We start from the raw sequence: 24,259 nt of genomic DNA, 5'->3' as shown, positions 1-24,259 counted from the left end.
AACTGAGCGTAATCGAGTGGCAGTTCACCGTGATGCAGCTCCTGCATGAACGATGCAGCACCGGCAAATGCCCTGGTCCGAGAGGCCCGCACGGCGGTTGCGTGGAGTGCCGAACCGATCCAGGAGGCCACTGATGGAAGTGCACCACATCCGGGTTCCCGTCTCCGGCACACCTGCCGGTGCCGCGTCCGCGCGCCGGCGGATCGCCGAGGAGATGCGGACGTGGGGCGCCGGGCTCGGGCCCGAACTCCTGGACTCGGCCGAGGTGGTGGCCTCCGAGCTGATCACGAACGCGCTGCGGCACGCGCGCGGAGGCCCGATCACGGCCGGCGTCGATCTGAACGGCAAGGCCCTGCGTATCGCGGTGACCGACACCAGCTTCGCGACCCCCGAGGTCGGCCTGCCGGACACGGAGGCGGAGAGCGGACGCGGCCTGTTCCTCGTAGCCGCGCTCGCGGACCGCCACGGATGCGCCCCGCTGCCTTCCGGTAAGCGCTGCTGGGCCGAGTTCGAGTACATGGACGCCCCCCTGCCCGCCACAACACACCTGCCTCAACATAGGAGTTGACTGTTGACAGCCGTACGCATTCCTCCAGTCGCCGCAGAAGTGGTCGCCGTACGACCAGGCGCCCCGCTCGCCGGGGCGGTAACCGTCGACGGATCGAAGAACGCAGCCCTGCCCCTGATCGCCGCTGCTGCGGCCATGCGCCGACCGGTGCACCTGAGCAACGTCCCGGCAAATACGGACGTCGAGACGATGCTCGCCCTTCTCCGGCAGGCCGGCTGGCACGCCACCCGGTCGCTCAGCGATCCCCACGTCACGGTGATCCTGCCGGGCGACGGACCACGTCCCGAGTCCGGTTTCGAGTTCGCGGCCCACATCCGGGCCTCGTACTACCTGGTCCCGGCGCTACTCGGCGCGTACGGACGGGCCCGCCTGCCCTGGCCGGGCGGTTGCGCCATCGGGCAACGCGGGATGGAGCAGCACTTCAAGGTGTACGAGCGCTTCGGTGACCGCTCGTACGTCGACGACCATGGCTACCTCGTGGAGGAGGCCACGGGCGGGCGCGGGACGGTGTCGATCACGCTGCCTTTCCGGTCCCGCGGAGCGACTGTCGCCGCTCTCCTGCGCGCGGTCGTCGCCGGGCAGCCGCTGCGTCTGGGGCAACCGAACCTGTCGCCCGAAGCACTCAGTGTCATAGAGGTGTTGGAGATCGCGGGGTGGGAGTGCCAGGTCAGCGAGACCGTCCTCGTACTCCGGCCGCCTCGGTCCGTGTCCGATGACGTCCTTGCCTGGAGGGTGCCCGGCGACAAGATCGAGGCAGGCACTCTGGCCTGCGCGGTCGCGGTGAGCGGCGGCAACGCACGCATCCTCGGCGTGCGCCGCGACGACATCGCTCCCCTGGTCGCCGTACTGCGCCGACTCGGCGTCCCCGTCGACGCCAAGGACGGCTCCCTCACCATCCAGGCCGAGGACGCCTGCGCCACTGGCCTGCCGCTCCGAGCCGTCGCCTCCCTGGCCCCCGGCGGCCTGGACGCGGACTTCGAGCCCCCGCTGATGACCCTGGCCCTCACCCTTCCCGGCACCCATCTGTTCGCCGACGACATCAACCCCGGCCGCCACGGCAACCTGCTGCCCCAGCTCGTGCGCCTCGGCGCCACGATTCACGAACTGTCGCCTACGCGCTGCCAATTCGACGGGCCGCAGCAGCTGACGGGTGCCGGAGTGGAGGCCACCGACATCCGTACGGGCTCCGCCCTGCTCATCGCCGGACTCACCGCTCACGGCGTCACCACCCTCGGCGGCCTCGAACAACTCCGTCGCGGCCATGCCGACCTGCCAGTGAAGCTGCACGCCCTGGGCGCCGACATCTGCGAGGTGATCCCGTGAACCGGCAGTTCCAGAAGGTCGTCGCGACGACCGACGTCCACTCCGTCTTCGGCTCGGCCTCCCCGATGCTCGCCCACCTCCACGCCGCCAGGTCCGACAGCCTGATCGTGGACTGCGGGGACTTCTTCGAGGGCAGCGGCTTCTACCGCCTCGGCAAGGGGCGCATCGAGCGTGCGGTCCTCACCTCCCTGTACGACGTGCTCGCGCCCGGGAACCACGGCTGGCCGCACTACTTCGAACCGCAGCTGCACCGGATGACGGTGTGCGCGAACGCGACCGATGACAGCGGTGCGCCGCTCTTCGACCGTCTCTGCGTCCTGGACATCGGCGGACGACGGGTTGCCGTCACGGCGCTGATCGGCCCGCAGGCGTTCAACGCCATCCCGTCCGCCCAGCGCGCCGGGCACCGCGTCGGCGACCCCGCTCAGGCCCTGCGCACGGTGATGCTGGAGCACCACCACCGCGTCGACGCCTGGATGGTGCTGTCCCACTCCGGCTTCGAGGAGGATCTGAAGCTGGCCGAGTCCTGCCCGTTCGCCGATGTCGTCTTCGCCGGGCACTGCCACAGCGATGTCCTCGGCCCCGCACGCGTCGGTGACACCCTGGTGGTCAAGGGACGCGAACTCGGCGCGGGGTATGCGGTCGCAGAGCCGGTCGACGGCGGCTGGGCCGCTCGCAGCTGCCTCTTTCCCGACGTCACGGAGGTCCCACGCGACCTCGCCGCGCTGTTGGACGAGATCTCAAGCATCGACCAGCAGTTGAGGGGTTCCGTCGGCACCTTGAGCGAGCCGTACCGCAACACGTCCCTGGACCGCCGACGGCTGCTCGAAGAGATCGCCGGACGTCTGCACACCGGCCTCGGAGCCGACACGGTCGTCCTCAACGAGACGGCTCTGCGTACCGTCCAGCTCGGAACGGCCCTCTCCCTCGGCGACCTGCTGGCCATCGAGCCGTTCGGCAACCAGCTCGTGCAGGCGTTCCTCCCCGAGGACGACGCCCAGGGCCACGACGAGCTGCTCAGCCGCTTCGCCAAGGTCGTCGGCCCTCTCGTCGTCGCCCCCGCTCCCCTTCCGCCGGCGATCCGCACCGTGCTGACCACCGACTACCTCGCCGACAGCTTCCTCGGCGGACGAACTCACCAAGCGGGCATCCGCCTCGGGCAGGCCGTGCACCACGTCCTGACCTCACCGCCGCCCGGATCCGCCGAGCCCGACGAAGGAGAACACTGATGATCCTCACCGGGCCCGAGATCAACACCGCCGTGGCCGACGGCCGCCTGCGCATCACCCCCTTCACCCCGGACCAGACGAACCCCAACAGCTACAACGTCCGGCTCGGCCCGACCCTGCTGACGTACACCTCCAAGGTCATCGACGCCCACCGTCCCAACCTCACCCGCTCGGTCCTGATCGGCAAGGACGGTCACGTCCTCCAGCCCGGCGAGCTGTACCTCGGCCACACCGTCGAGGAGGTCGGCTCAGACGTCTTCGTCCCCCTGCTCTTCGGCCGCTCCTCGGTCGGACGCCTCGGCCTGTTCGTCGAGATCACCGCCCCGATTGGTGATCTCGGCTTCCACGGCCAGTGGACCTTGATGCTCTCGCCCGTCCGACCGCTGCGGGTCTACGCGGGCATGAAAATCGGCCAGGTCATGTTCTTCGCCTCGACCGGCGACGTCGATCTGTACCGCGGCAAGTACCAGGGCGCCGCCGGCCCCCAGCCCTCCGGCTACTGGCGGGACGCTGCCCCCATCCCGGTGGTCGCCTCGTGATCCTCACCGGCCCCGCCATCGCCGCCGCTGTCAGCACGGGCGAGATCACCATCGCCCCCTACGACCCCGCGCGCCTCTCACCCAACGCCTACGACTGGCGTCTCGGCGACACCATCCGCGTCTGTGCCGGCGACCTGGACGCGGCAACGCCCACAGCCTTCACCGAGCACCCCATCCCCGCCTCCGGCCTGATCCTGAAGCCAGGCGTGCTCTACCTCGGTGCCACGCTGGAACGGACCGGCTCGGAAACGTACGCGCAGCTACTGAACGGCGACCGCACCATCGGCGCCCTCGGCATCTGGGTCCACGTCTCAGCCCCACTCGGCCACCAAGGGCACGCGATCCGCTGGACCTTGGAGATCCGCGCCGCTCTACCCACTCGGGTCTATCCGGGAATGACCTTCGGAAAGCTCGTCTTCCTCACCTCCCTCGGCACCCCTGCCAGCTACCAGCAGGTGCACGCCAAGTACGCGGCCACGAAGGGCATAGACATCTCCCGTCTGTACGAAGAGATCCCTCAAGGAGCGCTGTGAATCCCGCCGTAAGCCACGACGCGGGTCCGGTGCCCGCGACCTTCCTCGACCTGCCGGCCGGAAGCCCCGGCGGCAGCGTCGAGCTCTTCCTCGACCTCTACACCGGGGATCAGCCGCTCATCCCCGCGCAAGCATTCATGCTGGCCCCTGCCGGGGCCCAACCTCGTCTCCCCACCAACCTCGGCCTGCTGACGGCACCCGGCAAGTGCCTGGAGGGTCCAGCGTTCGCACGTTACGTCGCAGCTCTACGACGCGCCTTGGTGGCCGCGGTCGACCCGGCCCAGATCGAGGTCCTGCACCTGCAGCACCTCGCCTTCGGCGCCACCCCCGCACTGCTCCGGGCCCTGCCATCGCGCCCCAGGATCGCCCTCGTCCACGGCACCGACCTGATCTTCGCCGAAGCACACCGCGATCAACTCCAAGTGCTCCGCGAGACAGCGCGGGCAGCCAACGCCATCGTCGTGCCCACCAAGGCGATGGCGGACCACCTTCTGAAGCTCGCCCCGCAGACCGACCGCCGAAAGATCGTCCACGTTCCCTGGGGCATCCCCGATCGTCTGCTCACTGATCCACCGTTCAGACCCGCCCGAACCCCGACCAGCCACCTACGACTCTTGTACGCCGGTCGCCTGACCGCCGAGAAGGGCGTCGGGCACCTGATCACCAGCGTGTCAGCCCTTCCAGGAGTCGAGCTGAGCATCGCCGCCCCCAGAGCCCAGTTCCACGCCATGGCCCCGCTCCTCAAACGGGTCGGGGTGCGGCCGCGATATCTCGGCTGGCTCCGGCGTCCACAGCTGTGGAAAGCCTTCGCCGAGCACGACCTGCTGGTCATGCCCTCCACGACGCTGGAGGCCATGGGCCTGGTCGCGCTGGAGGCCCAAGCCTGCGGCCTGCCCGTCTTGCACCAGCCGGTACCCGGCCTCAACGAAGTCCTCGCAGCGTCCGGAGTGGCTACCGACTTCACGCACCCCGCCGCACTCGCGCGCGAGCTCGACCGGCTCCGAACCGCACCGGGCCTGCTCCCCGCCCTTCAGCAGGCGGGCTACGCGAACGCCGCCCACTACCCGCTCTCGGCGACAGCTAGAACCCTGGCCGACCTCGGCCGCCAGCTCACCTGAACACGGCCATGGCCCGGTCTCGACGCGCCATTGCCCTTCCGTCTCCACCCGCGTCACTACGCTGACGCGGCGGGACACCGATTGCGAACAGGGAGACCATGACGTACCGCACCGACCGTATCGAACAGCTCCTGAGCGAAGGCGTCCGGGACAAGGTCTATCCAGGTGCCGTATGGGCTGTCGGTGACGCCCATGGCACCCACGCCCAAGGCTTCGCCGGAGTCCTCGACCCCGCCGAGCCGGACGTGCCGATGCGACTCGACACCGTCTTCGACGCCGCCAGCCTCACCAAGATTCTCGCCGTCTGGGCCTCGATCGGGGCGCTATGGCAAGAGGGCAAGCTCGACCTCGACGTCCCGCTCGGCGCCTTCTGGCCCGAGGTCGACGGACACCCCCTGGAAGCCGTGACCGCTCGCAACCTCCTGACCCACACCGCCGGTCTACCGCTGCGAGCCCAGCTCAAGAACCTCTACGGCACCGACCCTCAGGACGTCCGCGACGGAGTCCTGCACGAGGCCCTGCACCGGCCGCCGGGCGAGGCCGTCGAGTACACCGACCGAGCCGCCCTCATCCTCGGATACCTGGCCGAGCACCTCTCCGGACAGCGGCTCGACCAGCTCGTCACGCAACGGACCTGGCAGCCACTGGGCATGGACAACACGTGCTTCGGACCACTGCCCGCCGAGGTCACTGCACGCTGCGCACCAACCGAACTCGACCAGGACACCGGCACCCACCTCAAGGGCGTCGCCCACGACTTCTCCGCCCGACTCCTGGGCGGAGTCTGCGGCATCGCCGGCGCCTTCACTGTCCTCGACGACCTCGGCACCTTCCTGCGCCACATGCTCGCCTCCGCCCCGGACCGAGCCGGGTTCGGCCCCGCCTGGACCACGGAGTCACTGACCATCCAGACCGGCAGCCTGGAGCCGACACGCGGTCTGTTCTGGCACCCAGCCCCCGGCAGCGACTCCGCCGACGGCATCTGGGTCCACTACGGCTTCACCGGGACCGGCATGTGGATCTCACCCCAACAAGGCCGATGGGCGGTGCTGTTGACGAACAAGCTCTACTACACCCGCGATCGGCAGCCCTTGACCGAGGTCCGCAACGCCTTCCGGGCCCTCGCGTTCGCCTGAGGCAGTCAGTACCCGAGGTAGCGCAGGCCGTCCTCCAGGGTGGAGTGGAAGCGGTCGGCGGGACCGGAGTTGCGGTTGTACCAGGCCGCATCGAGACGCGGTTCCCGCGCCTGGTGACCAGCCCTGCAGCGCAGACACACCGAGTCATCGCGCGTACAAAGGACGATCCAGTCCCGGTACTCGGCGCACGTGGGGCACGCAAGAACCTCGCCGTCAATAAAGAGTGGCCGCTCCCAGCGCATCATGAAACCTTCCACGTCCTGCCGCGACGGCGCCCGGAAGTCCGGTGGCAGGGAATCGGACTGCTCCGCCACCTTCGGAGCAGCCGTCGGACTTGGAGGGTCGGGCAGGGGCCATTCGGTACGTAATCGCGTGCGGTGAAAGTGCTGGTGGGCAGCCCAGCCCGAGGGCGCTGGCGGTCACACGCCCTCCATCCTCTGGTCGTCCTATAGGTGGTCGAGAGGTTCGGCGGCGTACGTTCCGTCGCCCAGCGGGGCATCGGTCAGCTCGAAGCGTTGGGGCAGGCTGCCGACCCGGCGGGTGACAATGCTGCCGGGGACCCGGGTGGTCTCGTAATACAGAGGAGTGCCGTCGGCGCCGGCGGTTCCAAGCAGACTGAAGCGGCGCAGCACGCGGGGAGGTGTCGGGGTGGTTCGGCGACGCCGGTAGAGCCAGCCGGCTGCGGCGGCGAAACCGGTGACGACCAGGCCGACTGCAATCGGGATCAGGAACTTGTCGAAGAGCGCGGACACGGCGGCATCACTCCTGCGAGGCGGGTAGAGCCCGCCGCTGCGACGGGCCGCGCCGAGGATGCAGCAGGCGGGGGTTAGCCGCGCAACCCCCGTTCATCTGGTCGCTCCGCCCGGGAAGTTGGGTGCGGACGGCGGATCGTCGTGCAGTGCGTTCGGTACGTCGTCGTCGGCTCCCCAGCCGGCATTTACGGCGAACGCAGACGGCGCCTCCTCGTCCCAGGGAGGCCGGGACGTGGTGGCGTCGTAGTGGGCGAGGGCCGCGCGGAAGGCGAGTAGGTCCTCACCGGACATCTCGTAGGCCGATGCCTGCCGCCACCCGTCCTGCGGGCCGCCGCCGTAGATCACGGTTACGGGCGCCTCGGTGCCTTCGGGCCACCAGCCGTGCTTGTAGCCTCGCTTGAGGGCGTAGGTCAAGGCCACGGTGGGGCCGCGCAGTCCGCGCGGGAATGCCTCGCGCAGCACGGCGGCCTCCAGATGGCCGTCGGACTCGACGACCAGGCGCACAAACTGGCGCGCGTCCTCATTGAGTGTGCTCAGGAAGACCATCGCCCGGTCGCTATCCCATGCGGTGTCGACGGAGACGGCCAAATCGTCTCGGTGCTCGGCGAGCAAGGCGAGGAGTTTGCGCTCGAACTCCTCGCTCGCACCTTCAATGGTGATGATCACGAAAACCTTCCGCAGCACTCTATGCGAGCCGTGTCGATCGCTATAGGTAGTGTTGCGGACGGGGGCCGAGTTGTCTATAGCGATGACGTAGTGGTCTATAGAGCGCCAGCTTCTTGCCCATCAGGAGCCAGGCGCGACGCTCGACAAAGACATCGCCCAACTCGCCCGCCGTATCCGGCGCGAGTCCGGGGACGTCATCCTCTTCCAGCAGGCGCAGCTGACGGCCGCAGGTCAGTTGGGCGCACTCCCCGAACCTCTACGGCACCGACCCGCAGGACGTCCGCGACGGAGTCCTGCGTACAGCGCTGCGCCGGCCGCCGGGCGAGGCCATCGAGTACACCGACCGCGCCGCCCTCGTCCTCGGATACCTGGCCGAGCACCTCTCCGGGCAACAGCTCGACCACCTCGTAGCGGAATGGCCCTGGCAGCCGCTGGGCATGCACGCCACCCGCATCGGTCCGCTTCCTGCTCAGGTTGCCGCCCGATGCCGCACCAACCGAGCTCGACCAGGACACCGGTAGCCACCTCAAGGGCGTCGCCCACGACTTCTTCGCCCGGCTCCTGGGCGGCGTGTTTGGCATCGCCGACGCCTTCACGACCCTCGGCGTCTTCCTGCGCCGCATGCTCACCACCACCCCGGGAAGAGCTGGGTTCGGCCCGGCCTGGACCGCAGAGTCACTGACCGTCCAGACCGGCGACCTGGAGCCCGTACGCGGCCTGCTCTGGCACCCGGCGCCCGGCACCGACCCTGTCGACGACACCTGGGTCCACTACGGCTTCACCAGCACCGGCATGTGGATCTCACCCCGCCAGGGCCGATGGGCGGTACTCCTGACCAACAAGCTGTACTACACGCGCGACCGGCAGCCCCTGGCGGACGTTCGCAATGCCTTTCGCACGCTTGCCTTCTTCTGACACAAGCCCTGCGGAGACGCTCACCTGGGGATGACCAAGTCCCGAAGCTGCGAAGGGGTTGGTCCCTTGTCGCGGTAGATCAGGATGCCGACGGTGATCACCACCAATGGCAGCAGTGCGGTGAGCGCGGCATCGGGCAGACCCGCGAACGCCGCCATCGCCATCGCAGAGATGACAACACCTCCAAGTGCCACCAAGCGCAATCCTTCACGGTGGACGACCTTCGGAGCGTCACCGATCTGCTCTTCGTCGAGCAAGTGGCTGACCCTTCCCTCCGCATAGCGCTCCGCAATGGTCAGCAACATGACCGCCATGTCCTGCAGAGCCTGCTTCGGATCCGAATCCTGCCGAGCTTCAGCTTCCCGCAGTGCCCCGACAACCCGGCCGATGTGGTCCACCGTGGCTCGACGTTGATGGGCTCGCGCCCTGCCTCGCCGCACGTGGGGAGCCTGCCACAGGACACGCTCAACTGTGCTCAATGAGACCTTGGGAACGTCATCCCCCGCTTCCTCGCTGTTCAGCTTCTCGAACTCGCGGCCGCACTCGACGGCTGCCAACACCAATGCGACGACTGGCCAGCACAGCGAGAAGTCGGTATGGCTCCTGTCTCCCCGCCGGCGTGACCTGTCCCGTGCCCTCCGCTCTCGGTGCTCCGGCCGCTGAGCGACTACCGAAAAGACTCGGACGAGCAAAGGGAACAAGGCCATCAGGACCATCACCACGATGAGGAAACGCAGCCCCGTAAAGGCGTCCCCTGGCCAGTTCCACGACCGCACAAAGTCCGCGAGAGCAGTCGCCATCTCTCGAAAGTAATCGACCGACGATCTGGGGCGGGGAGCCTGGTCCGTCGGTGGAGGACGCCAGGTCAAGACTTCCTGCGCGTTCCATGCCAAGTAGGCGCAGAACGCAAGAAAAATCCCCGAAACGGGGAGAGAGATCTGTGCCGCGTACCACCATCGCACCACCCACTCAGGAGTGAGTCCCTGCTCTACAGGCACAGACCTGCCAGCAAGCGCCGACGGCAGCACCTCGTGCGCTTCTCTCAGGAGTGGCTCCGCATGGTCAACGGCAATCCGCCGCCGGCGCTGCCGAACGGCCCGGCTCACCGCGCGCACGCGTGCCCGTGTCCAGCTCTGAAACGGGACGTAAGACCATAAGAGGACAGGGATGGCTATGAGGCCGCCCAGAATAAGCAGTTTCAGAAGTGCCTTCACGCCCCGCAGTCTTACCAACCAGGCGAAGGCGCACTCCTGATGTAGGCAAGTGTGAAGCATTGGGCACTGGCTCGCCCGACCTGCGTGATGTGTAGCGCCGATCCGTCCCACCCCTTCCGACCACTTGGGGTCCGGACCACCCCGCGGGTCGCCTACACCGAGCAGGTCAGTACCAGCACCCGCCTCGAGGGCGCCGGCCTGGCAACCTTCGAGGAGAACGACACCTCCTGCTGCTACGCCCTCCAGGACAAGGCGTGGGTCACCGGCCCGGCAAGGAGCCGTGGGAGGTCTACGTCGTCAAGGCCGAAGCCGACCCCCTCTGCAAGAGCGCCGGCAGCGCCCCGGACGCGTGCTGCGGAAACTGAGCTTGACGCTCCATGGCGCTCATCGCTGCTCTGCTGAACTCAGGGCCGTCGGCGCCCGGGCTTGCAATCGGCACCCAGGTACAGGTTTACCGTCGGAGGTGTCCCCCCCCCACCAGGGGCGTGATGACGGGAGTGAGCGCGATGAGTGATCTTGCGTGGGTGCCGCAGTCCTGCACCTTGCCTACCGAGGAGCGGCCCCTGCGGGTCGCCGAGTGGGATGCGCTGTTCTCCGAGCGGCTGACCTCGCGTTCCCGCCCCCAGCCCCTCCACCTGCGCCTTGACCTGGCCGGCGGTCAGGGAGTGGAGGACCGGGTCCGGGACCTGGTGGAGCGCGAGAGCGGCTGCTGCTCATTCTTCACCTTCACCACGACTCCCGGCCAGGACCTGATCCGGCTGGACATCTCGGTGGATCAGGCGCACGAGGAGGTCCTGGACGCCCTGGCCGTCCGGACCGCTGCCGCCCGGGAGCAGCGGTGAGCACGGGCATGCGCAGCGGGCACGACCTCCCCCCTCCAGGCTGGGAAACCGAAGCGGCCGACGGCACGCTGGGAGCCGTTTGGGAGCCGACTCGCTCCCCGAGCCCACCCGCCACCACGCAAAACCCTTTGAGCACACGCACCTGACCTGCGCAAACGTCATTCATCCAGGTGTCGAGCACGCCCGAACCTCATTCGGGACGAAAGGTCGTGGGTTCAAATCCCGCCACCCCGACAGCTGAAACACCAGGTCAGGGTCCTGATCCGCATCGCGGGTCGGGCCCTTCACTCGTTCCTGGAGATCGTCTGGGAGAAATCTGGGAGAAGATCTTGGTCAGGGTCCACGGGCAGCCCTCCCAGCTCGAATGGATAGGCAGCGAGGATCCATTCAGCTCCGAACAGCTCGTCCGGACTCACGTGCAGCAGGGTGTTACGGGCTGTGGGCCACATGCGCCAACCGACGGCGGCCAGGGTCTCGCCGGTTCGCTCAGCGAGGGCGCCATCGTCACCAGCCAAGTGGCACGGTGTGACCCAGTACATCGGGTCCGGTGAGGAAGGGCGGGAGGATTCGTCGGGGTGATGCGGGTACTGCGGCGCCTCCGTAGCTCGACGGTCGTTCTTGCAGCAGGGCGTTGTACGTTCACATGCCGTGCGGCGGCGCACCAGTCTTTTCGAGATCTGTTCTGCCTGCCCCCGGCGAACTGCTTTTTTTCTGCGCCTCAATTGAGACCTTCGACGATCGCTGAGTCATGCCAACTGGCTACAGCGTCCCTCCTGAGGGCACGCGGAGTCGGGCGCTCCTTTTGCGTATTTCGGCCATACCGGGAAGCTCTCGCCTGAGCCATTCCGCATAGTTCCGGCCGGAAGTGCGTCTGCCATATGCGCGCCAGCCGGGCACCAACTGACTGCGCCCACGTCAAGGGCATCGCACACATGAACGCCAGGAGTGTTTGGGACATCACCGTGGGTGACCGGAAAGCCCCTTCTCTCTGAGTGACAGCAACCGTACCGTCAGTCAGGTTTTGCGCCCGCGCGTACACAGCGGGTCGCGCAATCAACGGGGAGGGCACATCCGTGGATCCACTGACGTTTCCGATGCTCGTCGGCACCGCACTCACCGAGGCGGTCAAGTTCCTGTTCGACCGGGCCGGAGCGGTCCTCGATCGGCGCGCTGGTCGGGTTCCCGTGGAGGAACCGGAGCAAGTCGATGGACAGATCGGGGCGTTGACCGTCCGCCCGGCTGAACTGTCCTCTGCGCGGATCGAGCGCATCACCGAGGCTCGGGGAGCGCTCCAGGTGTATCTGACCCGCCCGGCGCTGCTGCAGGGAGACGATGCGGGGCTCAGGGATCTGTTGGGTGCGCTCCGCCTGGACTTGGAGGAGATCTACGGGCGCCAGCTACCTTTCGGCGACGAGGAGGAGCGGCCCGCGCGCCCGGGCGTCTCCGTCACGCAGCGCGCGGAACAACTCACCGGCCACCAGGTCGGTGTACGTGCGCAGGAAATTTCCAGGACGGGCCGCGTTCGCGTGGACCAGTCCGCGAAGGTCGTCGAGGCGGCAGCGGAACAGGTCGGCGTCGAGATCGACGGAACCATCGGCTGAGAGGCGGCCCAACCGATGGCTCTCGACGATGAGCAGGACTTCATCCAGCAGCAGTCCGTTCCGGCTACCGGAAGCCCATATAGCGCTGCCGAAGAGTTGCGCGGACGTCCACCGCTACTCGACCAGTACAGCGACGTAGACCAGACCAAACACACAGAGGCCGCCGCCTCCGCCGACACGCCCACCCCAGTCTCCGAGGCCGACACCGAGTCAACAGTGCCCGCTCGTCCCGAAGTGATCGCGTCGGCGAGCTCACAGTCAGGATCCGCGCCCACGCTGTATCCCCCTGCCCCTGCCATCCCACCGAACAGCCCGGAACCCGCCGCTCATCGAGAAGCTGAGCGGGGCAGGACGGAACAACCGTCCCCCGAGGCGATCGAAGCCGTCGGGCAGGCGGCCACGCTCCAGCGCGCGTTGATCAACCTGGGCGAGATGATCGGCACGAAGTACGTGTTCGAGCAGACGCTGGACGCCGACGCGCCCATCGACGCCGAATACTTGGCAGTGATCCGCAGGGTTTATGCCAAGCCCCGCTCAGAAGACACAGACCGAACCCGCAGCCCCTTCGCCCAGGCCCTTCAGGTCCTGCGACCTTCAGGTTCCGTCCTGGTCATCAACCGCCCACCCAACAGCAGCAGAACCACGACCGCATACGCCCTTCTCGACCAGCTGGTGGAAGAAGGTTTGATCTCGGAAGTACGGCCCCTCTCCTTCGGTGGATCCCAGCACTTCCCCGCCCGACGTCTGCCTCATGACCGTCGGTGCGGATTCCTAATCGAACTCCCGCCAGACGAAGACGGATTCCAGGTAGCCGACACATTTGGTTCCGGCCTGGGGAAGCTCGGTGAGCAGCTGGCCCGACGAGACAACCGACTCATCGTCCTGACCCGACCGGAACAGTGGCGACGAATCAGCCACGGCGCGCCGCCGAGTGCTGCGCCAGATCTGGGCGAGATCCATCCTCACGACATCGCCACGCGCTGGCTGCTGGCGCAGGAGCCGTCGTTCCCCGTCAATGCCTGGCTCGGCAGCGCCGACATACGCAGGCTCATCGACGGTATGACGCCCACGGACATCTTGAACGTCACTCCCCTCATGCTCGATGAGCACCGGACCGCCGAGCAACTCGCAGCCGATGCACTCTCGGACGTAACTCGGGATTCGGCGCAGCAAACGCCTGCCGAGCGGCGCCGCTCCCTCGACGACCAGATTTCCAATGTCGTGGCTGTCCTCAGCAACTGGGAAGACGCACTCTACGAGTGGCACGAACCAGAAGGCCGCGTCCGGACCAGCTTCGAACGGAACTTCCTCCTCACCGCAGCGGTCCTGCGCGGTGACCCGGTAGGCCACGTGTACGCCAAGGCAGCGGAGTTGACCGACACGCTCGACAAACGCGACACGCCTGTCCCTGTCCACGGGCAACAGGCACCAGGCGTGATCGCCATGACCAAGGCCATCAAAGCGCGCCGCGAGGAGGACGGGACCCTCCGTTTCGACCGGCCGCACTGGGATGACGCCGCGATCGAGTATTTCTGGAACGACCGGCCGCTGGCCCGCACCTCCTTCTTGAAGTGGCTCGCCCAAGTCCCCATCGATGACACAGGGACGAACAAGGAAGCCCTGGAAACCATCACCAAGGACGCCCGTCGCGCCTTGGCAGCCCGCATCGGTGAGTTCGCGCTGCGCTGGGCCGTACGCCATCGCAGACAAGAACCGCTAGAGGCGATCGTCACGGCGTGGTACGCACACGGCACGGACAAAGAACTGTGGCCCTTAGCCGTGAAGTTGCTCGACAACGCGGCGATCCATGCAGCCAGCGCTCCGTACGTGCACTCCCTGTTACTTTCCTGGGCCAAGCGCAAGGATGCCTCCCTCCAACAGGCCGTCGTCGAGGTCTGCACCGGACAGTTCGGACGACGTCACACCGGGAAGGCGCTACGCCGCCTGAAGCGCGTGGCCAACAGCGGGCTGCCGGAGGTCGTGGACAGCCTGCGCGAAGCGATCCAGGTGCTGTGGGCGGACACCTCCGTGCGGAAGACGCTCTTCGGGTACGTCGTCGATTGGTGCGGCGACGAGAAGATCCGGGACACCGTTGGCCACCGTACGTTCACCGCTCTCGCCGCGTCGTCTGCGCCAGAAGCCGACCGAGTGCCGCTGGTGCTCCACAGCGACACCACGCCTGACTCCGACGAAGAGGAGGACTTCCGGCCTCCAGTCGCCGGCCTTGTCACCGGGTGGCGCACTCTCCTACGTCAGGCAACCGGAGCGGCGGGGGATCGCGAACTCGACCGAGCCATCTTCCTGTGGCTCGATGCGGCTCTTGAGCGGCCGCCTCTGCGAACGATCATCCTCGACACCCTTCGGCGGGCCGTCGACGTCCGCGGCCCTGAAGGCCCGACCCTGCGCGAGGCTCTGCGTACCTGCTCACAAGTATGGGTTCAGAGCGAAGACCGCCCGTACTCGCACGACCGGGCCAACCTGAAACTCGAACTCTCCTCTCTCCTCGACGCCGACCTCGCCAAGGTCCAGCGCCTCCTGCTGCAGGAAGACCCCGAGGCAGACACGTCAGAGGAGCGCGAAGCCGCATGAAGCGTCGCCCCGCCCCCGAAGGCGCCGCCCAACCGGGCGGCGCCACCTGGGTCTCCACCTTCTCCGACCGACCACGCAGCGCGGACCCGACGCTCCACTTCCGCGCGCACGTCCGAGCGACATGGCGGCGACGTGACGACACCGACATCCCCGCGGCCCCGTACGCAGCCGGGCAACTCGTCAGGGCCGTGATCGATGAAGCAGCCGCCGCCTGCGATGTCCTGCGCCCTGACGCCGCTGAGCAGGACATTGGCACTGCACTCGCCAAAGCCCTGCCCCTCGGGGGCGTGGGGGTTATCGTCGTGGACGCCACCGTGAGTGTCGAGGTGGACGAAGCAACCCAGAAGGCCGCGCTCGCCGCGGAACAGCTCCAGCAGAACCACCGTCGCCAGGAAGAGCTGCTGCGTCGCGAACTCGAGCTGGACGAGCTGGCCCGTCGCCAGGCCAAAGCGCGCGAGGAATTCCTCCAAGAACACATCCTCGCCAACCCCGCTGCCGCCCGTCTCTACACAGCCCTGGAAGGCTCGGCCGAGAACTGGCCCCGCCTGGGCGGCCCACCAGCCGGTACGGATCTCGAAGATCTGGTCCGCACGGTCAGGCAGTGGCAACCTGGACAGCAGTGGGTCGTTATCGCTCAGGTGATCCACGATTTCGTCGGCAAGCTGACCCCTGAAGGCTGCAAGGAACTACTCGTCCTACTTGCAGGCACCGTAAGAGCATTCGGTGACGAGGACGCCGCCCGTGCCCTCACCGCCATCGCCGGCGAGTTCCAGTGAAGCTGATGCTCCTGCGCTGGCTTCTCGATCCGGTCACCAGCTTGCTGGCGGTGCGGCTTCGTGCCCAGAAACACGGACGTATGTCGTACGAGGCGGCCTGGCGGCTGGCCCGCGTCACTCGGCACCCTGACGAGATGGGGTATCGCCTGCACGGCCATCTCCCGGAAGACCCCACGGAGGTGACCGAGCCGCCGTGATCGCAGCCAGCGTTCCCTAACCGCCCAACGTGAACGTGGCTGCGGCCGATCAGCCCCCTGACTGCGCGTTTACAAGATCCGCGGGTGAGGGTGCGAACAGGCCGGGACGTCGCGCCCTTGTCACTGGAGAACAACCGTGACGCCGAAGGATTCGAGGAGCCGCACGATCTCCTCGAAGTAGCTCAGCCCCTTCTCGGCGTCCCAGATGTCGTCCGCCAGCGCCTGGCGAGCGACGTCGGCGTCGTGCCAGATCAAAGTGAAGGGTGCGGTCACACCGAAGCCACCGTGCAGGCAGTCCTTGAAGGCGTTCCATTCCCGGCCGTAATAGCCGCCAGGTCCCGCCAGCGCCTCCGCCATCGCGCAGTGCAGGCCAGGCACGTCCGTGACGTACGCACCGTCGAGATGGTGGACACCGCCCGAACGGTCCGGGCCCTGTCCGCTCATGCCGGTGGCGGTCAGGTCGAGCCATTCGGACCTGCCCTCAGCGGAGAGCGGAGCCCATTGATTACTGATATCCGGGGCGCCCCTGTACCAGGTCTCCCAGATCGAGCGGGCCAGTAGCGGCGGCCTCTCCTCACCGCCGTCGGTGAGCTTGACGTCGAGGAGACTGCCGCCCAGTACGGACGGCCGGGCGGTCTCGATGCGCAGGTGGACGTTGTGGCGATACATCACTCGGCCGGCGCGGTCCAAAGCCCACAGCCCCACCCAGTCCCGGTCCCACTTACGTGGCCGTCGCAGGACAGCAAGTAGGGGTTCCGCAGGCTCGCAGCCAACGAGTCTCATCGGCACGGGCGCCGGGGCACCTCGCGTCACGAACAGCCCGTCCACAGCCAGGCACTGGCCGACCGAACCGGGCGTCCCCGTGGGCCCTGCGAACAGCTTGAACCGCGGCGGCGTCGGAAGGGTGTGTGTCCAGGCGTGCTCTTCCTCGACGCCCGCCCCGACCACAATGTCCACCAGGGCCTGATCGTCCCGGTTCGGCTGATGGGCGATGACGACGCAGTCGAGCAATGACCACCACTGCAATGCCTGATCTTCGTCCCAGACCTCGATGCATACGTCACCCAGCAAGGCGGTTGATGCCCGACTCGGCATCAGCGCATCGCGGAGCAGCCCCTCGGGATCACATCCCCGCAGCGTCAAGACCTCGCGCGGCGGCGGCACCTTGTCCACGAACATGCCCTCGACACCCGCGCACCGCCCCCAGAACTCATCCTGGTCGTCTTCGTCCTGGTGGACCAGCAGGTACTTCACCGGGAAGCCCCGTTCCCAAGCGGCATGATCTCCGACCTGCACTCTGCCCCCGCCCACCCGCACACTCGTCTCCCCTCAATTCTCGCGGTTGGTAGATCACGCTCGCAAAGGCCAATGTGTGACCAGGTGGCCCAGTGAGCCTCGTCGGGACAGGAGCCAACTCATCTCGAAGGGGGAAAATCAGGCATCCTAGAGGGTGCCGTCTACCTCAAGGCTGCAAGCTCTTCCGGGCCCTCGCGGCCCGGGGGAAGACGGAGACTCTGTGCAGCAAGCCGCCGCGAGTGCATCGCAGTCCGCCCGCGCCCATGAACCGAACACTGCATCAAACAAGAAACGCTGGGCGGATCCTGGGAGATGGCCTTCTCCCAGAGAGCAACCAACGCCCCGTCACGCCGTCGCACGCCAATCCACCAACCTGCACGTATGCAAGATCCGAAGATGAGGACCTTCACCGAACCTCGTCCAGAATCAAGAGGTAGTGGATTTGACCGACGATGGAGGCATCCACGTTCCGAAGAGGGGAGCTTCAGTGGGAAACAGCGGCGGTGCTGCGACACATTCCGGGATCGACTTCCAGCAGCGCATCGCGGCTCTCATCATGAGCCACATGCTGTGCGATGCCTCAGAGCTTGATCTTCTGGGGTTCGGCGACGTGCAGGTTGACGAGTTGCGCTTCGAGACAGCGGACGACATCGACGACCTCGTACTGGTCGGCCCAGCTGGTCGACTGTTCATCCAGGCGAAGAACACGATCAGCTTGTCCGCAGACCCCACGTCGGACTTCGGATCCGTCTTGGCCCAGTTCGTCGGTCAGTACGTAGGCAACAACCGTCCAGGCGATGTGTACGTGCTCGCCACCTCGATAGAAGCCTCCGCCAACGTGCGGAAAGTGCTTCGCAAACTCACCGAGGCCGCTCGACTCAACGGGGCCGGCAGCAAGACGTCTCCTCTGACAAATGGGGAGAAGGACGTCCTGCAAAAGACCGAGGCAGTCATCAGCTCCCACTACCAGGCCGTGGCCGGCACCCCGATCCCACCAGCGGATATCCACCGCATCCTGGCCAGGATGCGGATCTGTTCTCTGGACATCAGAGAAGGAGGGGCCCTGGAGTCTGCTGCTCTGCTGATGCTGGGCAGCAAGGCCGTGGTTCCTCCTCGATTGCTGTGGGGCGCCCTGATCGCGTTCTCGGTCTCCCTGGCCAGAGATCGCCTCACCCTCAGCGCCGCCGGCCTGAGGGAGCGCATGGGCAGGTACGTGAGCAAGCCCTCTAACGTCGACGGCACATACGACGGGGTCGCCTCGGAGCTCTTCACGAAGGACCTTCTGTCCGGCCTCTCATACGGGCGGGAGGTCGTGCTGGTGAGAGACCCGTTCGAGGGGTGCGACTTCCTCATCACGGACGTCAGGCGGTTCGACGACACCGGTGCGAGGCGCGCGAAGTTCAGCGAAGGCCATGTGGGACTGGCCCAGGGACAGAGGTGGGAGCTCGTTGGTCGCTGGGCCACCTATGCCGGACTCGAACGCTACATGGACCGTCATCTCGACGAGTACCAGGAAACACGGTTGGTCGTAGCTCCCTCTAACTTCGCTGATGACCCCAATGGAGATCTCGCGGCACTCGCCCACGGAGCTCAGTGCGCATCCCTGGCCTCCGGCATCGAGGACCCCTTCTTGTGCAGGCACTGCGGCGACTCCATCTCGGAAGACGGAGCGCCCATGGTCGAAGTGGACGAGGAGGGCGTGCCAGCAGACGTCGGTCTCGTGCACGAGTCATGCCGCACTTCCACGGACCGCGTCCTCGGAGGAATCGATGCAGCCATTTTCCGGGAGAACGGGCTGCTGCGAAACTTCGACTACAAAGGGTGGCTGGCTGCGGTTCAGGGGGGACAGTGGCTGTTTGGCGGCCTTCTGAAGTCTTCGTTGAAGCTCGCCCCCATCGCCTGGAAATCCGAGTACGACGACTTCTCGCAGGGCACCTGGTGCGTCGAACTCGCCGTAGAGGACGGGACCGCCCGTTACGGCACGGACCGCGGGCGAGTGAGCCGGTTCTCGGCACGCGACGCCGCACACACCGCAGAAGTAATGAACGGTGGGATCTCGCAGGCCCGTGAGGCTGGTGACCCCCTCTGCTACGCAATCGACGGCTCCGCCTACGGCCCCTACTCTCACCTCCTCAGCCAAGGTCACGATCCTGTGCCCTGCACAGAAGCCAAGGCTGTGCGATACACCCGCGCCATCGGCGACGCCTACTCCGACTGCAAGCGGTATTACGCCCCACTCGCCTACCTCGTAGACGCGAAGACGGGCGACCCCATCGTGGTGGAAGGTGTGATCTCCCTGCTCCAAAACCCCTTGGAGCTGGACGCGTACCTCCAAAACTGGGCGCGAGCAGGCATCGAACTGCCCGACTTCACCGTGTCGACAATTCTGACTGACGAACAGTTCGATCGCTTCGTACGGCTGATGATGACACGCGGAATCCGCATCGTGATCAACCCGAAGCTGACGCTGCATGGCGAGCTGGTGAGCGGCTACTGGGTGGAGAACTTCGAGCAACTGATGCGCTCCGCCTCCCAAGGCGCAGGGGCCGGTTATTCGTGAGCGATGCATAAGTGGTAACGCCCAGCAGGAAAGCGTCCGACCGACACCTTAATAAACTGCAGAACCACTGCGGGTAGTTACACATGCCGTCCGCTTGCCGCGAAGGCGCTATGATCCGGCGAGGCGACCACGCTCGCCGTTACGTCGGACCTGGACTCCTCCCGCAGTCGTCCAGGGTTGAGGGCGCAAAGTGCCGTCGGGCGCGCGTGAAGCAGAGCTGTTGTTCCTCCTATGGGGCGCAGTGGGCGGGAGCACTGAGGCGCGCCCACCAGGAGCCGGACATGACGCTCGACAGGGACATCACCGAACTCGCACGCCGAATCCAGGACGAGTCGGAGGGCACCGTCCCCTACCAGAAGGCAAGGTTGGCCGCCGCCAAGGAGTTGGGCGGACTGCCCGTCCACAGCATGTCGGCCGAGGACCGGATTGAGCTCCGTGCCCAGTACACCTGCGAGAGCGTGGATGCCGCCAGGTTCGCGATCCGCGGCGGCATTCACGGGCTGGGCCTGGATCACTGCTCGGACGAGCAGCGGTCCTTTCGAGTCTTGTTGGCGCTCGCGCTCTTCAACGGCAACGTATACACAGGCCCGACGGCGAGGTGGAACTACGCGGTTGTCGCCTCGTACGACCCGGTGATGTCGCCCCGTCGGGACCGGTTGGTGATGGTGGCGGAGCGCGCCCCGGAGAACGTGGCCAGCCGGCTGCTGCCCGCTGCTACGGGCAGTTCGCGCGGTGTTCCTGGCCTGCGGTACGAGGATACGTATATCTGCCATGAACATGTCTCTGTCCGCCTGCGTCATCTGCCGACTGGTGCGCGGCTGACCATTACCGGGGACCCGGCTGGATGCGAGCGCGACGGTAAACGCAGCCTCGTGCCCCGGGACCGCTATCTCACGATCGACAACGACCTCATGGCGCACGAGCGTCGTGCACTGGCTGAGCTTCCCCCGATCTCGGGCGATGCAGCCATCCTGCTGGCCGGCCTCGTGTCCCGCTACAACCTGGTGGACCGACGGGGGAGCTGGGCGACCAGCTTGTCCTGGGATCCTCTGGAGCGCCCCGGAGTGGAACGCAGGAGTGAGCCGGATGTGCTCCGGGACGGTGCCGTGCGCCGACTGTGGGGCGCTGGGGATTCGTGGGAGTTCCGCTGGACCGGCTACCCCGAACCCTACGACCTGGCCCGGGCCTTGACCCACCGGGAGGCCGGAATCAAGGGCGCGAGAGTCACCCGCCACGGCGATGCCTACCGGGTGCTGTTGGGCACCGCCTCGCTCGACCTCTGCGAGGGGGAGGACTGATCCGTGTCGCTTCTCATCGACCATCCGGAGTCCGTGTCCGTGCTGGTGACTACCGTCGTCCTCGGAGTACTCCGCTTCACGTTCCCGAAGGACTCCCGCCATCGCCTGGAACTGTGGAAGGCAGTCCTCGAACACCGGCGCCGACGCTGGCAGGTGACGGAGCGCCGCCGTGCGACTGCGCGATCCGGTAGGTCGGGCCAGCTCCGGCATTCTTCCGGATCGATGCGACGCGGCGATCGGTGAACCCCACGCAGCCAATTCGTCAGCATTCGGGTCATCCTCACCTGCGGCTGCTCCATCAAAGACCTCCGCACCTTCGCCGCACAGACGAAGGAGCAGAAGGGTTGGGCCATCGCGACGAGCGACGGCTGGGGAAGCAGCCGCGGTCCAGCCGGGACGACGCACTCCCTGCACGCTCACCGCAAGAGCCTCACCTGATACGCAAACTTGCTGTAGCAACCGGGCGGCTCCGCACTGAGTCCGCAGGTGGTCGACCCTCGCTCGGAGAAATCTGGGAGATGATCTTCATCTGGAAGCCCGCCGAGACCACGCGAAAGTATTCGGGACCAAGCTCCTGACCAGCACTGATACCCATCGTGGCCTGTCAGGATCTGGCTCGAACCTCATTCGGGACGAAGAGGTCGTGGGTTCAAATCCCGCCACCCCGACAGCTGAAATACCAGGTCAGGGGCCTGATCCACTAAGTGGATCAGGCCCCTGAGTGGTTTGTGCGGGCGTCTTGGGAGCCATTTGGGAGCCGAGTGCGGGAGGCGGCTCCCAAACGGCTCCCCGAGGGGACTGGAGGCCAACCGTGGATCGGGGCTACCCCGGGGCCGTACCAGTCCTTCGCTCGGCGCGCTCGGCTCTTGCTGTCCGACGGGGAGAGCCGCAGCCCCTTCCCCAGCCAGTTCGGAGAGCGGAATCGGCGCGGTCGGCCGACAACCATGAAGAGACGATCCAAATAGGGAAGAGCCCTACCTGACCCTGTGGTGACCGCTGGCAGGGTCCGCTGCCGCCTTGTCTAAGGGGCTGCGGCTCAGCTGCCAGCGCGTCGATACTCCACGGGCCTCTCACTCACCTTCACGATCGCCCCGGCATCAGCAAGATCTCGAAGCACCTGGCGTGCCCGTTTCTTCCCGATCGCCACGTCAGCGGGACGGTATCCCGCTCCGAACAGGGCCGCCAAGGCGCGTTCGGCATCCCATGCCCCGTGGAGGGTCTGGATGGCCTCGCTAAGGATCTCGGCGTGTGTCTGGGCGCTGCTCACATGTCCTCCGCGGCTGCCTGCAAACTCGCCCTACCGTAATCGCCAGTTGGGCGCGCAGGTTGGCCATATGTCGTATTCGCTCGCCGACGGGCCGGAAGAGCGGCGCTCACGATCGGTGCCGGGAGACGAGGTGTGCCTGCATTCCGGCGCGAACGGCGCCTACCTCCCTTGTGGCGTTGCTATCGTCAGCGCCATTGAGCGAGCCCGATTCCTTCCCAGATCGGCCCGTTGGCATCCGCTCGGCTGGTGCCCGCATACAGGTCGGCGCTCTCCTGGCGAGCCTGACCATCCACGAGAGGACTTCAGTGAGCGGCCAGCTCCCACCGATGCCTGAACAGCTTCCCCAGCGACCCAAGGGCGTCAGGAACCCGTGGAAAGCGGCCACGTTCTGCCTGGCCGGCGCGCTCATGGTGACCGCTACAGCACTCGTCTATACCGCTACGGGAGGCCAAGGGGAGGCTCCCGACGCCTCAGCCGATCCGTCACCCTCGATCTGGCAGGACGACCGCCCCAGCGCTGACACCGCACCCGTCGAGACCGCATCCCCCACCCCAAGTCGACTGGCCGACCTCAAGATCGGGGACGAGGCCCGCAACGGCGGCGCCGTCATTAAGGTCGCCAAGGTCCGGGAAACTGAGTCGATCAACGTGGCCGGTCGGGTTAAGAAGGCGGGAGGCGACGCCAAGTACGTAATCTTGGAAACCGTGGTTTTCAACGACTCCAAGGCCAGCATGGACCTCACCTGCTCGCTGCCCATCGTGAATAGCCTGCTCGACGAGCAAGAGCGACGCTACGACACCATCGATGACCTATACGAAGTAGCAGGCAATCCCGAGTGCAACGAGCAGCTTCAGCCGGGCTTCAAGGATGAGATGCTGTTTGTCTACCGGGTCCCGAAAGACGCGAAGATCATCGCCTGGGAGTTCTCCGAGTACGACCTCACTTCGAATCGGGAACCGTCGACCATCACACTAGACAGCGCCTGAGGCTTCAGAGGCTGGGGGCGACATGGGCAGCCTGTACGGACATCGAGCACAACCAGTGCTTGTCCCCGCCCTGGCTGGGCCCTGGCATCCCTGCCGTGCGAGGGTGGCCGCCCCTCCGACCGTATGAGCGATTGTGGTAGTTGCGGCGTCACTGTACGTTGCCGCGTACGGATTGATTTGGCTTGGAGGGGGCGGAATGCCTGAGTACGGCCGCGCGGACAACGAGTGGGACATACTGGTGGAGGCCGGGCGGGATTTTCTTGTCGAGCGCGCGAAGCTCGGCAGGCTCACCTCATACACAGAGCTCAGCGTCACTGTGGCCCGGCGAACCGGCTGCCGTGCCTTCGACTTCGAGCGTGCTGATGAGCGGGCGGCCATGGGGGAACTGCTGGGACGGATCGTGGTCCAAGATCAGGAGATCGCCCCCTCCGACCCTCCTGTCATGCTCTCGGCACTGGTGAATTATTTGGGTGCCAACGACGCTGGACCCGGTTTCTATCAGTTGGCCAAAGACCTGCAGCTTCTGCCCATGAGTGCGTCCTCGGACGAGAAGTTCGAGTTCTGGATCAAGCAGGTAAAACGGCTCTACGAACGCCATGGGGCCAGGCCGGCCGTGGCCTGAGCAGTCCGGGCCATTGCAACGCGTGCTCAGCAGAGCGCTAACGGTCGATCGCAGGCCCAGCAGCTGCTTTCGGACGAAGAGGACAGCGCCGACCCGCGTGTCAGCGCCGGCGCCGGTTCGCTTCGGCTTCGAGGAATGCCCAGCTTCGAAACGTGCTGATGGCACTGTTCGACGAATACGAATCGGTTCGGCAACTCGGTACGCCACGAATCGTCCGGGCACCCCCGCGCCC

The 24,259-nt window shown here is 66.5% G+C and carries 22 protein-coding genes and 2 pseudogenes; 18 read left to right on the top strand and 6 right to left on the bottom strand.

Going from position 1 to position 24,259, the window contains the following annotated elements:
• Positions 1-133: 133 nt before the first annotated feature.
• The 7 genes from ACH4EW_RS07615 (at position 134) to ACH4EW_RS07585 (ending at position 6,446) form a co-directional block, all read left to right on the top strand.
• Complete coding sequence (locus tag ACH4EW_RS07615; RefSeq protein ID WP_398252807.1) at positions 134-568, top strand: ATP-binding protein; 435 nt, start codon at positions 134-136, stop codon at positions 566-568.
• 39 nt (positions 569-607) lie between these two features.
• Entirely contained in the window at positions 608-1,891 is a 1,284-nt protein-coding gene (locus ACH4EW_RS07610) for a UDP-N-acetylglucosamine 1-carboxyvinyltransferase (RefSeq protein ID WP_398253332.1), read from the top strand.
• Positions 1,888-3,120, top strand: a complete 1,233-nt coding sequence (locus tag ACH4EW_RS07605; RefSeq protein WP_398252804.1) for a metallophosphoesterase — start codon at positions 1,888-1,890, stop codon at positions 3,118-3,120. The genes ACH4EW_RS07610 and ACH4EW_RS07605 overlap by 4 nt, the downstream gene beginning before the upstream one ends.
• Positions 3,120-3,659 carry a dCTP deaminase gene (gene dcd, locus ACH4EW_RS07600; protein ID WP_398252802.1) on the top strand — a complete coding sequence of 180 codons (540 nt, stop codon included), beginning with the start codon at positions 3,120-3,122 and terminating at the stop codon, positions 3,657-3,659. Before ACH4EW_RS07605 ends, dcd begins: the two co-directional genes overlap by 1 nt.
• Positions 3,656-4,192 carry a dCTP deaminase domain-containing protein gene (locus tag ACH4EW_RS07595; protein ID WP_398252799.1) on the top strand — a complete coding sequence of 179 codons (537 nt, stop codon included), beginning with the start codon at positions 3,656-3,658 and terminating at the stop codon, positions 4,190-4,192. Before dcd ends, ACH4EW_RS07595 begins: the two co-directional genes overlap by 4 nt.
• Positions 4,189-5,310, top strand: a complete 1,122-nt coding sequence (locus tag ACH4EW_RS07590) for a glycosyltransferase family 4 protein (protein ID WP_398252796.1) — start codon at positions 4,189-4,191, stop codon at positions 5,308-5,310. The genes ACH4EW_RS07595 and ACH4EW_RS07590 overlap by 4 nt, the downstream gene beginning before the upstream one ends.
• A gap of 98 nt (positions 5,311-5,408) precedes the next feature.
• Positions 5,409-6,446: a serine hydrolase domain-containing protein gene (locus tag ACH4EW_RS07585; protein WP_398252794.1), complete on the top strand. Its 1,038-nt coding sequence runs from the start codon at positions 5,409-5,411 to the stop codon at positions 6,444-6,446.
• 5 nt (positions 6,447-6,451) lie between these two features.
• Here the strand turns inward: ACH4EW_RS07585 and ACH4EW_RS07580 are convergent, their stop codons facing one another.
• From ACH4EW_RS07580 to ACH4EW_RS07570, 3 genes are all read right to left on the bottom strand, one after another.
• Complete coding sequence (locus ACH4EW_RS07580) at positions 6,452-6,760, bottom strand: hypothetical protein (RefSeq protein WP_398252791.1); 309 nt, start codon at positions 6,758-6,760, stop codon at positions 6,452-6,454.
• Positions 6,761-6,892: 132 nt separating this feature from the next.
• Positions 6,893-7,198, bottom strand: coding sequence for a hypothetical protein (locus tag ACH4EW_RS07575; RefSeq protein WP_398252788.1), 306 nt, complete (start codon positions 7,196-7,198; stop codon positions 6,893-6,895).
• 93 nt (positions 7,199-7,291) lie between these two features.
• On the bottom strand, positions 7,292-7,864 hold the full coding sequence (locus ACH4EW_RS07570) for a hypothetical protein (RefSeq protein WP_398252786.1): 573 nt from the start codon (positions 7,862-7,864) through the stop codon (positions 7,292-7,294).
• A 239-nt stretch (positions 7,865-8,103) separates the two neighbouring features.
• Between ACH4EW_RS07570 and ACH4EW_RS07565 the strand changes: the two are divergent.
• Positions 8,104-8,779: pseudogene (locus tag ACH4EW_RS07565) on the top strand (serine hydrolase domain-containing protein); the annotation flags it as partial.
• Positions 8,780-8,799: 20 nt separating this feature from the next.
• Here ACH4EW_RS07565 and ACH4EW_RS07560 read toward each other — a convergent pair.
• Positions 8,800-9,993 (bottom strand): hypothetical protein, encoded by a 1,194-nt coding sequence (locus tag ACH4EW_RS07560; RefSeq protein ID WP_398252783.1) that lies wholly within the window; start codon positions 9,991-9,993, stop codon positions 8,800-8,802.
• Positions 9,994-10,140: 147 nt separating this feature from the next.
• Here ACH4EW_RS07560 and ACH4EW_RS07555 point away from each other — a divergent pair.
• From ACH4EW_RS07555 to ACH4EW_RS07530, 6 genes and pseudogenes are all read left to right on the top strand, one after another.
• Positions 10,141-10,358: pseudogene (locus ACH4EW_RS07555) on the top strand (glyoxalase/bleomycin resistance/dioxygenase family protein); the annotation flags it as partial.
• 141 nt (positions 10,359-10,499) lie between these two features.
• The gene (locus ACH4EW_RS07550; RefSeq protein WP_398252781.1) at positions 10,500-10,835 is read left to right on the top strand and encodes a hypothetical protein; all 336 of its coding nucleotides are present in this window, start codon (positions 10,500-10,502) and stop codon (positions 10,833-10,835) included.
• A 1,073-nt stretch (positions 10,836-11,908) separates the two neighbouring features.
• Positions 11,909-12,436 carry a hypothetical protein gene (locus ACH4EW_RS07545; RefSeq protein ID WP_398252778.1) on the top strand — a complete coding sequence of 176 codons (528 nt, stop codon included), beginning with the start codon at positions 11,909-11,911 and terminating at the stop codon, positions 12,434-12,436.
• 15 nt (positions 12,437-12,451) lie between these two features.
• On the top strand, positions 12,452-15,025 hold the full coding sequence (locus ACH4EW_RS07540; RefSeq protein WP_398252776.1) for a hypothetical protein: 2,574 nt from the start codon (positions 12,452-12,454) through the stop codon (positions 15,023-15,025).
• A complete protein-coding gene (locus ACH4EW_RS07535; protein ID WP_398252773.1) occupies positions 15,022-15,801 on the top strand; it encodes a hypothetical protein in 780 nt (259 codons plus the stop codon). The genes ACH4EW_RS07540 and ACH4EW_RS07535 overlap by 4 nt, the downstream gene beginning before the upstream one ends.
• Entirely contained in the window at positions 15,798-15,998 is a 201-nt protein-coding gene (locus tag ACH4EW_RS07530) for a hypothetical protein (RefSeq protein WP_398252771.1), read from the top strand. Before ACH4EW_RS07535 ends, ACH4EW_RS07530 begins: the two co-directional genes overlap by 4 nt.
• A 120-nt stretch (positions 15,999-16,118) precedes the next feature.
• Here the strand turns inward: ACH4EW_RS07530 and ACH4EW_RS07525 are convergent, their stop codons facing one another.
• On the bottom strand, positions 16,119-17,252 hold the full coding sequence (locus ACH4EW_RS07525) for a barstar family protein (protein ID WP_398252768.1): 1,134 nt from the start codon (positions 17,250-17,252) through the stop codon (positions 16,119-16,121).
• A 484-nt stretch (positions 17,253-17,736) separates the two neighbouring features.
• Between ACH4EW_RS07525 and ACH4EW_RS07520 the strand changes: the two genes are divergently transcribed.
• Together ACH4EW_RS07520 and ACH4EW_RS07515 are read left to right on the top strand one after the other, a co-directional pair.
• Positions 17,737-19,854 (top strand): hypothetical protein, encoded by a 2,118-nt coding sequence (locus ACH4EW_RS07520; protein ID WP_398252765.1) that lies wholly within the window; start codon positions 17,737-17,739, stop codon positions 19,852-19,854.
• Positions 19,855-20,135: 281 nt separating this feature from the next.
• Positions 20,136-21,152: a hypothetical protein gene (locus ACH4EW_RS07515; protein WP_398252762.1), complete on the top strand. Its 1,017-nt coding sequence runs from the start codon at positions 20,136-20,138 to the stop codon at positions 21,150-21,152.
• Between the two features lie 1,036 nt (positions 21,153-22,188).
• Here the strand turns inward: ACH4EW_RS07515 and ACH4EW_RS07510 are convergent.
• Complete coding sequence (locus tag ACH4EW_RS07510; protein WP_398252759.1) at positions 22,189-22,419, bottom strand: hypothetical protein; 231 nt, start codon at positions 22,417-22,419, stop codon at positions 22,189-22,191.
• Positions 22,420-22,613: 194 nt separating this feature from the next.
• On the opposite strand from ACH4EW_RS07510, the gene ACH4EW_RS07505 reads away from it, so the two are divergent.
• Both ACH4EW_RS07505 and ACH4EW_RS07500 read left to right on the top strand, forming a co-directional pair.
• Positions 22,614-23,405 (top strand): hypothetical protein, encoded by a 792-nt coding sequence (locus tag ACH4EW_RS07505; protein WP_398252756.1) that lies wholly within the window; start codon positions 22,614-22,616, stop codon positions 23,403-23,405.
• Between the two features lie 196 nt (positions 23,406-23,601).
• Positions 23,602-24,027 carry a hypothetical protein gene (locus ACH4EW_RS07500; RefSeq protein WP_398252753.1) on the top strand — a complete coding sequence of 142 codons (426 nt, stop codon included), beginning with the start codon at positions 23,602-23,604 and terminating at the stop codon, positions 24,025-24,027.
• The last annotated feature ends 232 nt before the right edge of the window (positions 24,028-24,259 follow it).

The organism is Streptomyces sp. NPDC018000 (genome assembly GCF_044328025.1).
Lineage (GTDB): Bacteria > Actinomycetota > Actinomycetes > Streptomycetales > Streptomycetaceae > Streptomyces.
Note: the sequence above shows the minus strand (reverse complement) of the source record. Positions and strands in the feature narration are given on the sequence as shown.

Coding starts and splice junctions, on each gene's coding strand:
- ACH4EW_RS07585 (WP_398252794.1), top strand. CDS start 5,409: ATGACGTACCGCACCGACCGTATCGAACAGCTCCTGAGCGAAGGCGTC.
- ACH4EW_RS07550 (WP_398252781.1), top strand. CDS start 10,500: ATGAGTGATCTTGCGTGGGTGCCGCAGTCCTGCACCTTGCCTACCGAG.
- ACH4EW_RS07500 (WP_398252753.1), top strand. CDS start 23,602: ATGCCTGAGTACGGCCGCGCGGACAACGAGTGGGACATACTGGTGGAG.
- ACH4EW_RS07535 (WP_398252773.1), top strand. CDS start 15,022: ATGAAGCGTCGCCCCGCCCCCGAAGGCGCCGCCCAACCGGGCGGCGCC.
- ACH4EW_RS07540 (WP_398252776.1), top strand. CDS start 12,452: ATGGCTCTCGACGATGAGCAGGACTTCATCCAGCAGCAGTCCGTTCCG.
- dcd (WP_398252802.1), top strand. CDS start 3,120: ATGATCCTCACCGGGCCCGAGATCAACACCGCCGTGGCCGACGGCCGC.
- ACH4EW_RS07515 (WP_398252762.1), top strand. CDS start 20,136: ATGACGCTCGACAGGGACATCACCGAACTCGCACGCCGAATCCAGGAC.
- ACH4EW_RS07615 (WP_398252807.1), top strand. CDS start 134: ATGGAAGTGCACCACATCCGGGTTCCCGTCTCCGGCACACCTGCCGGT.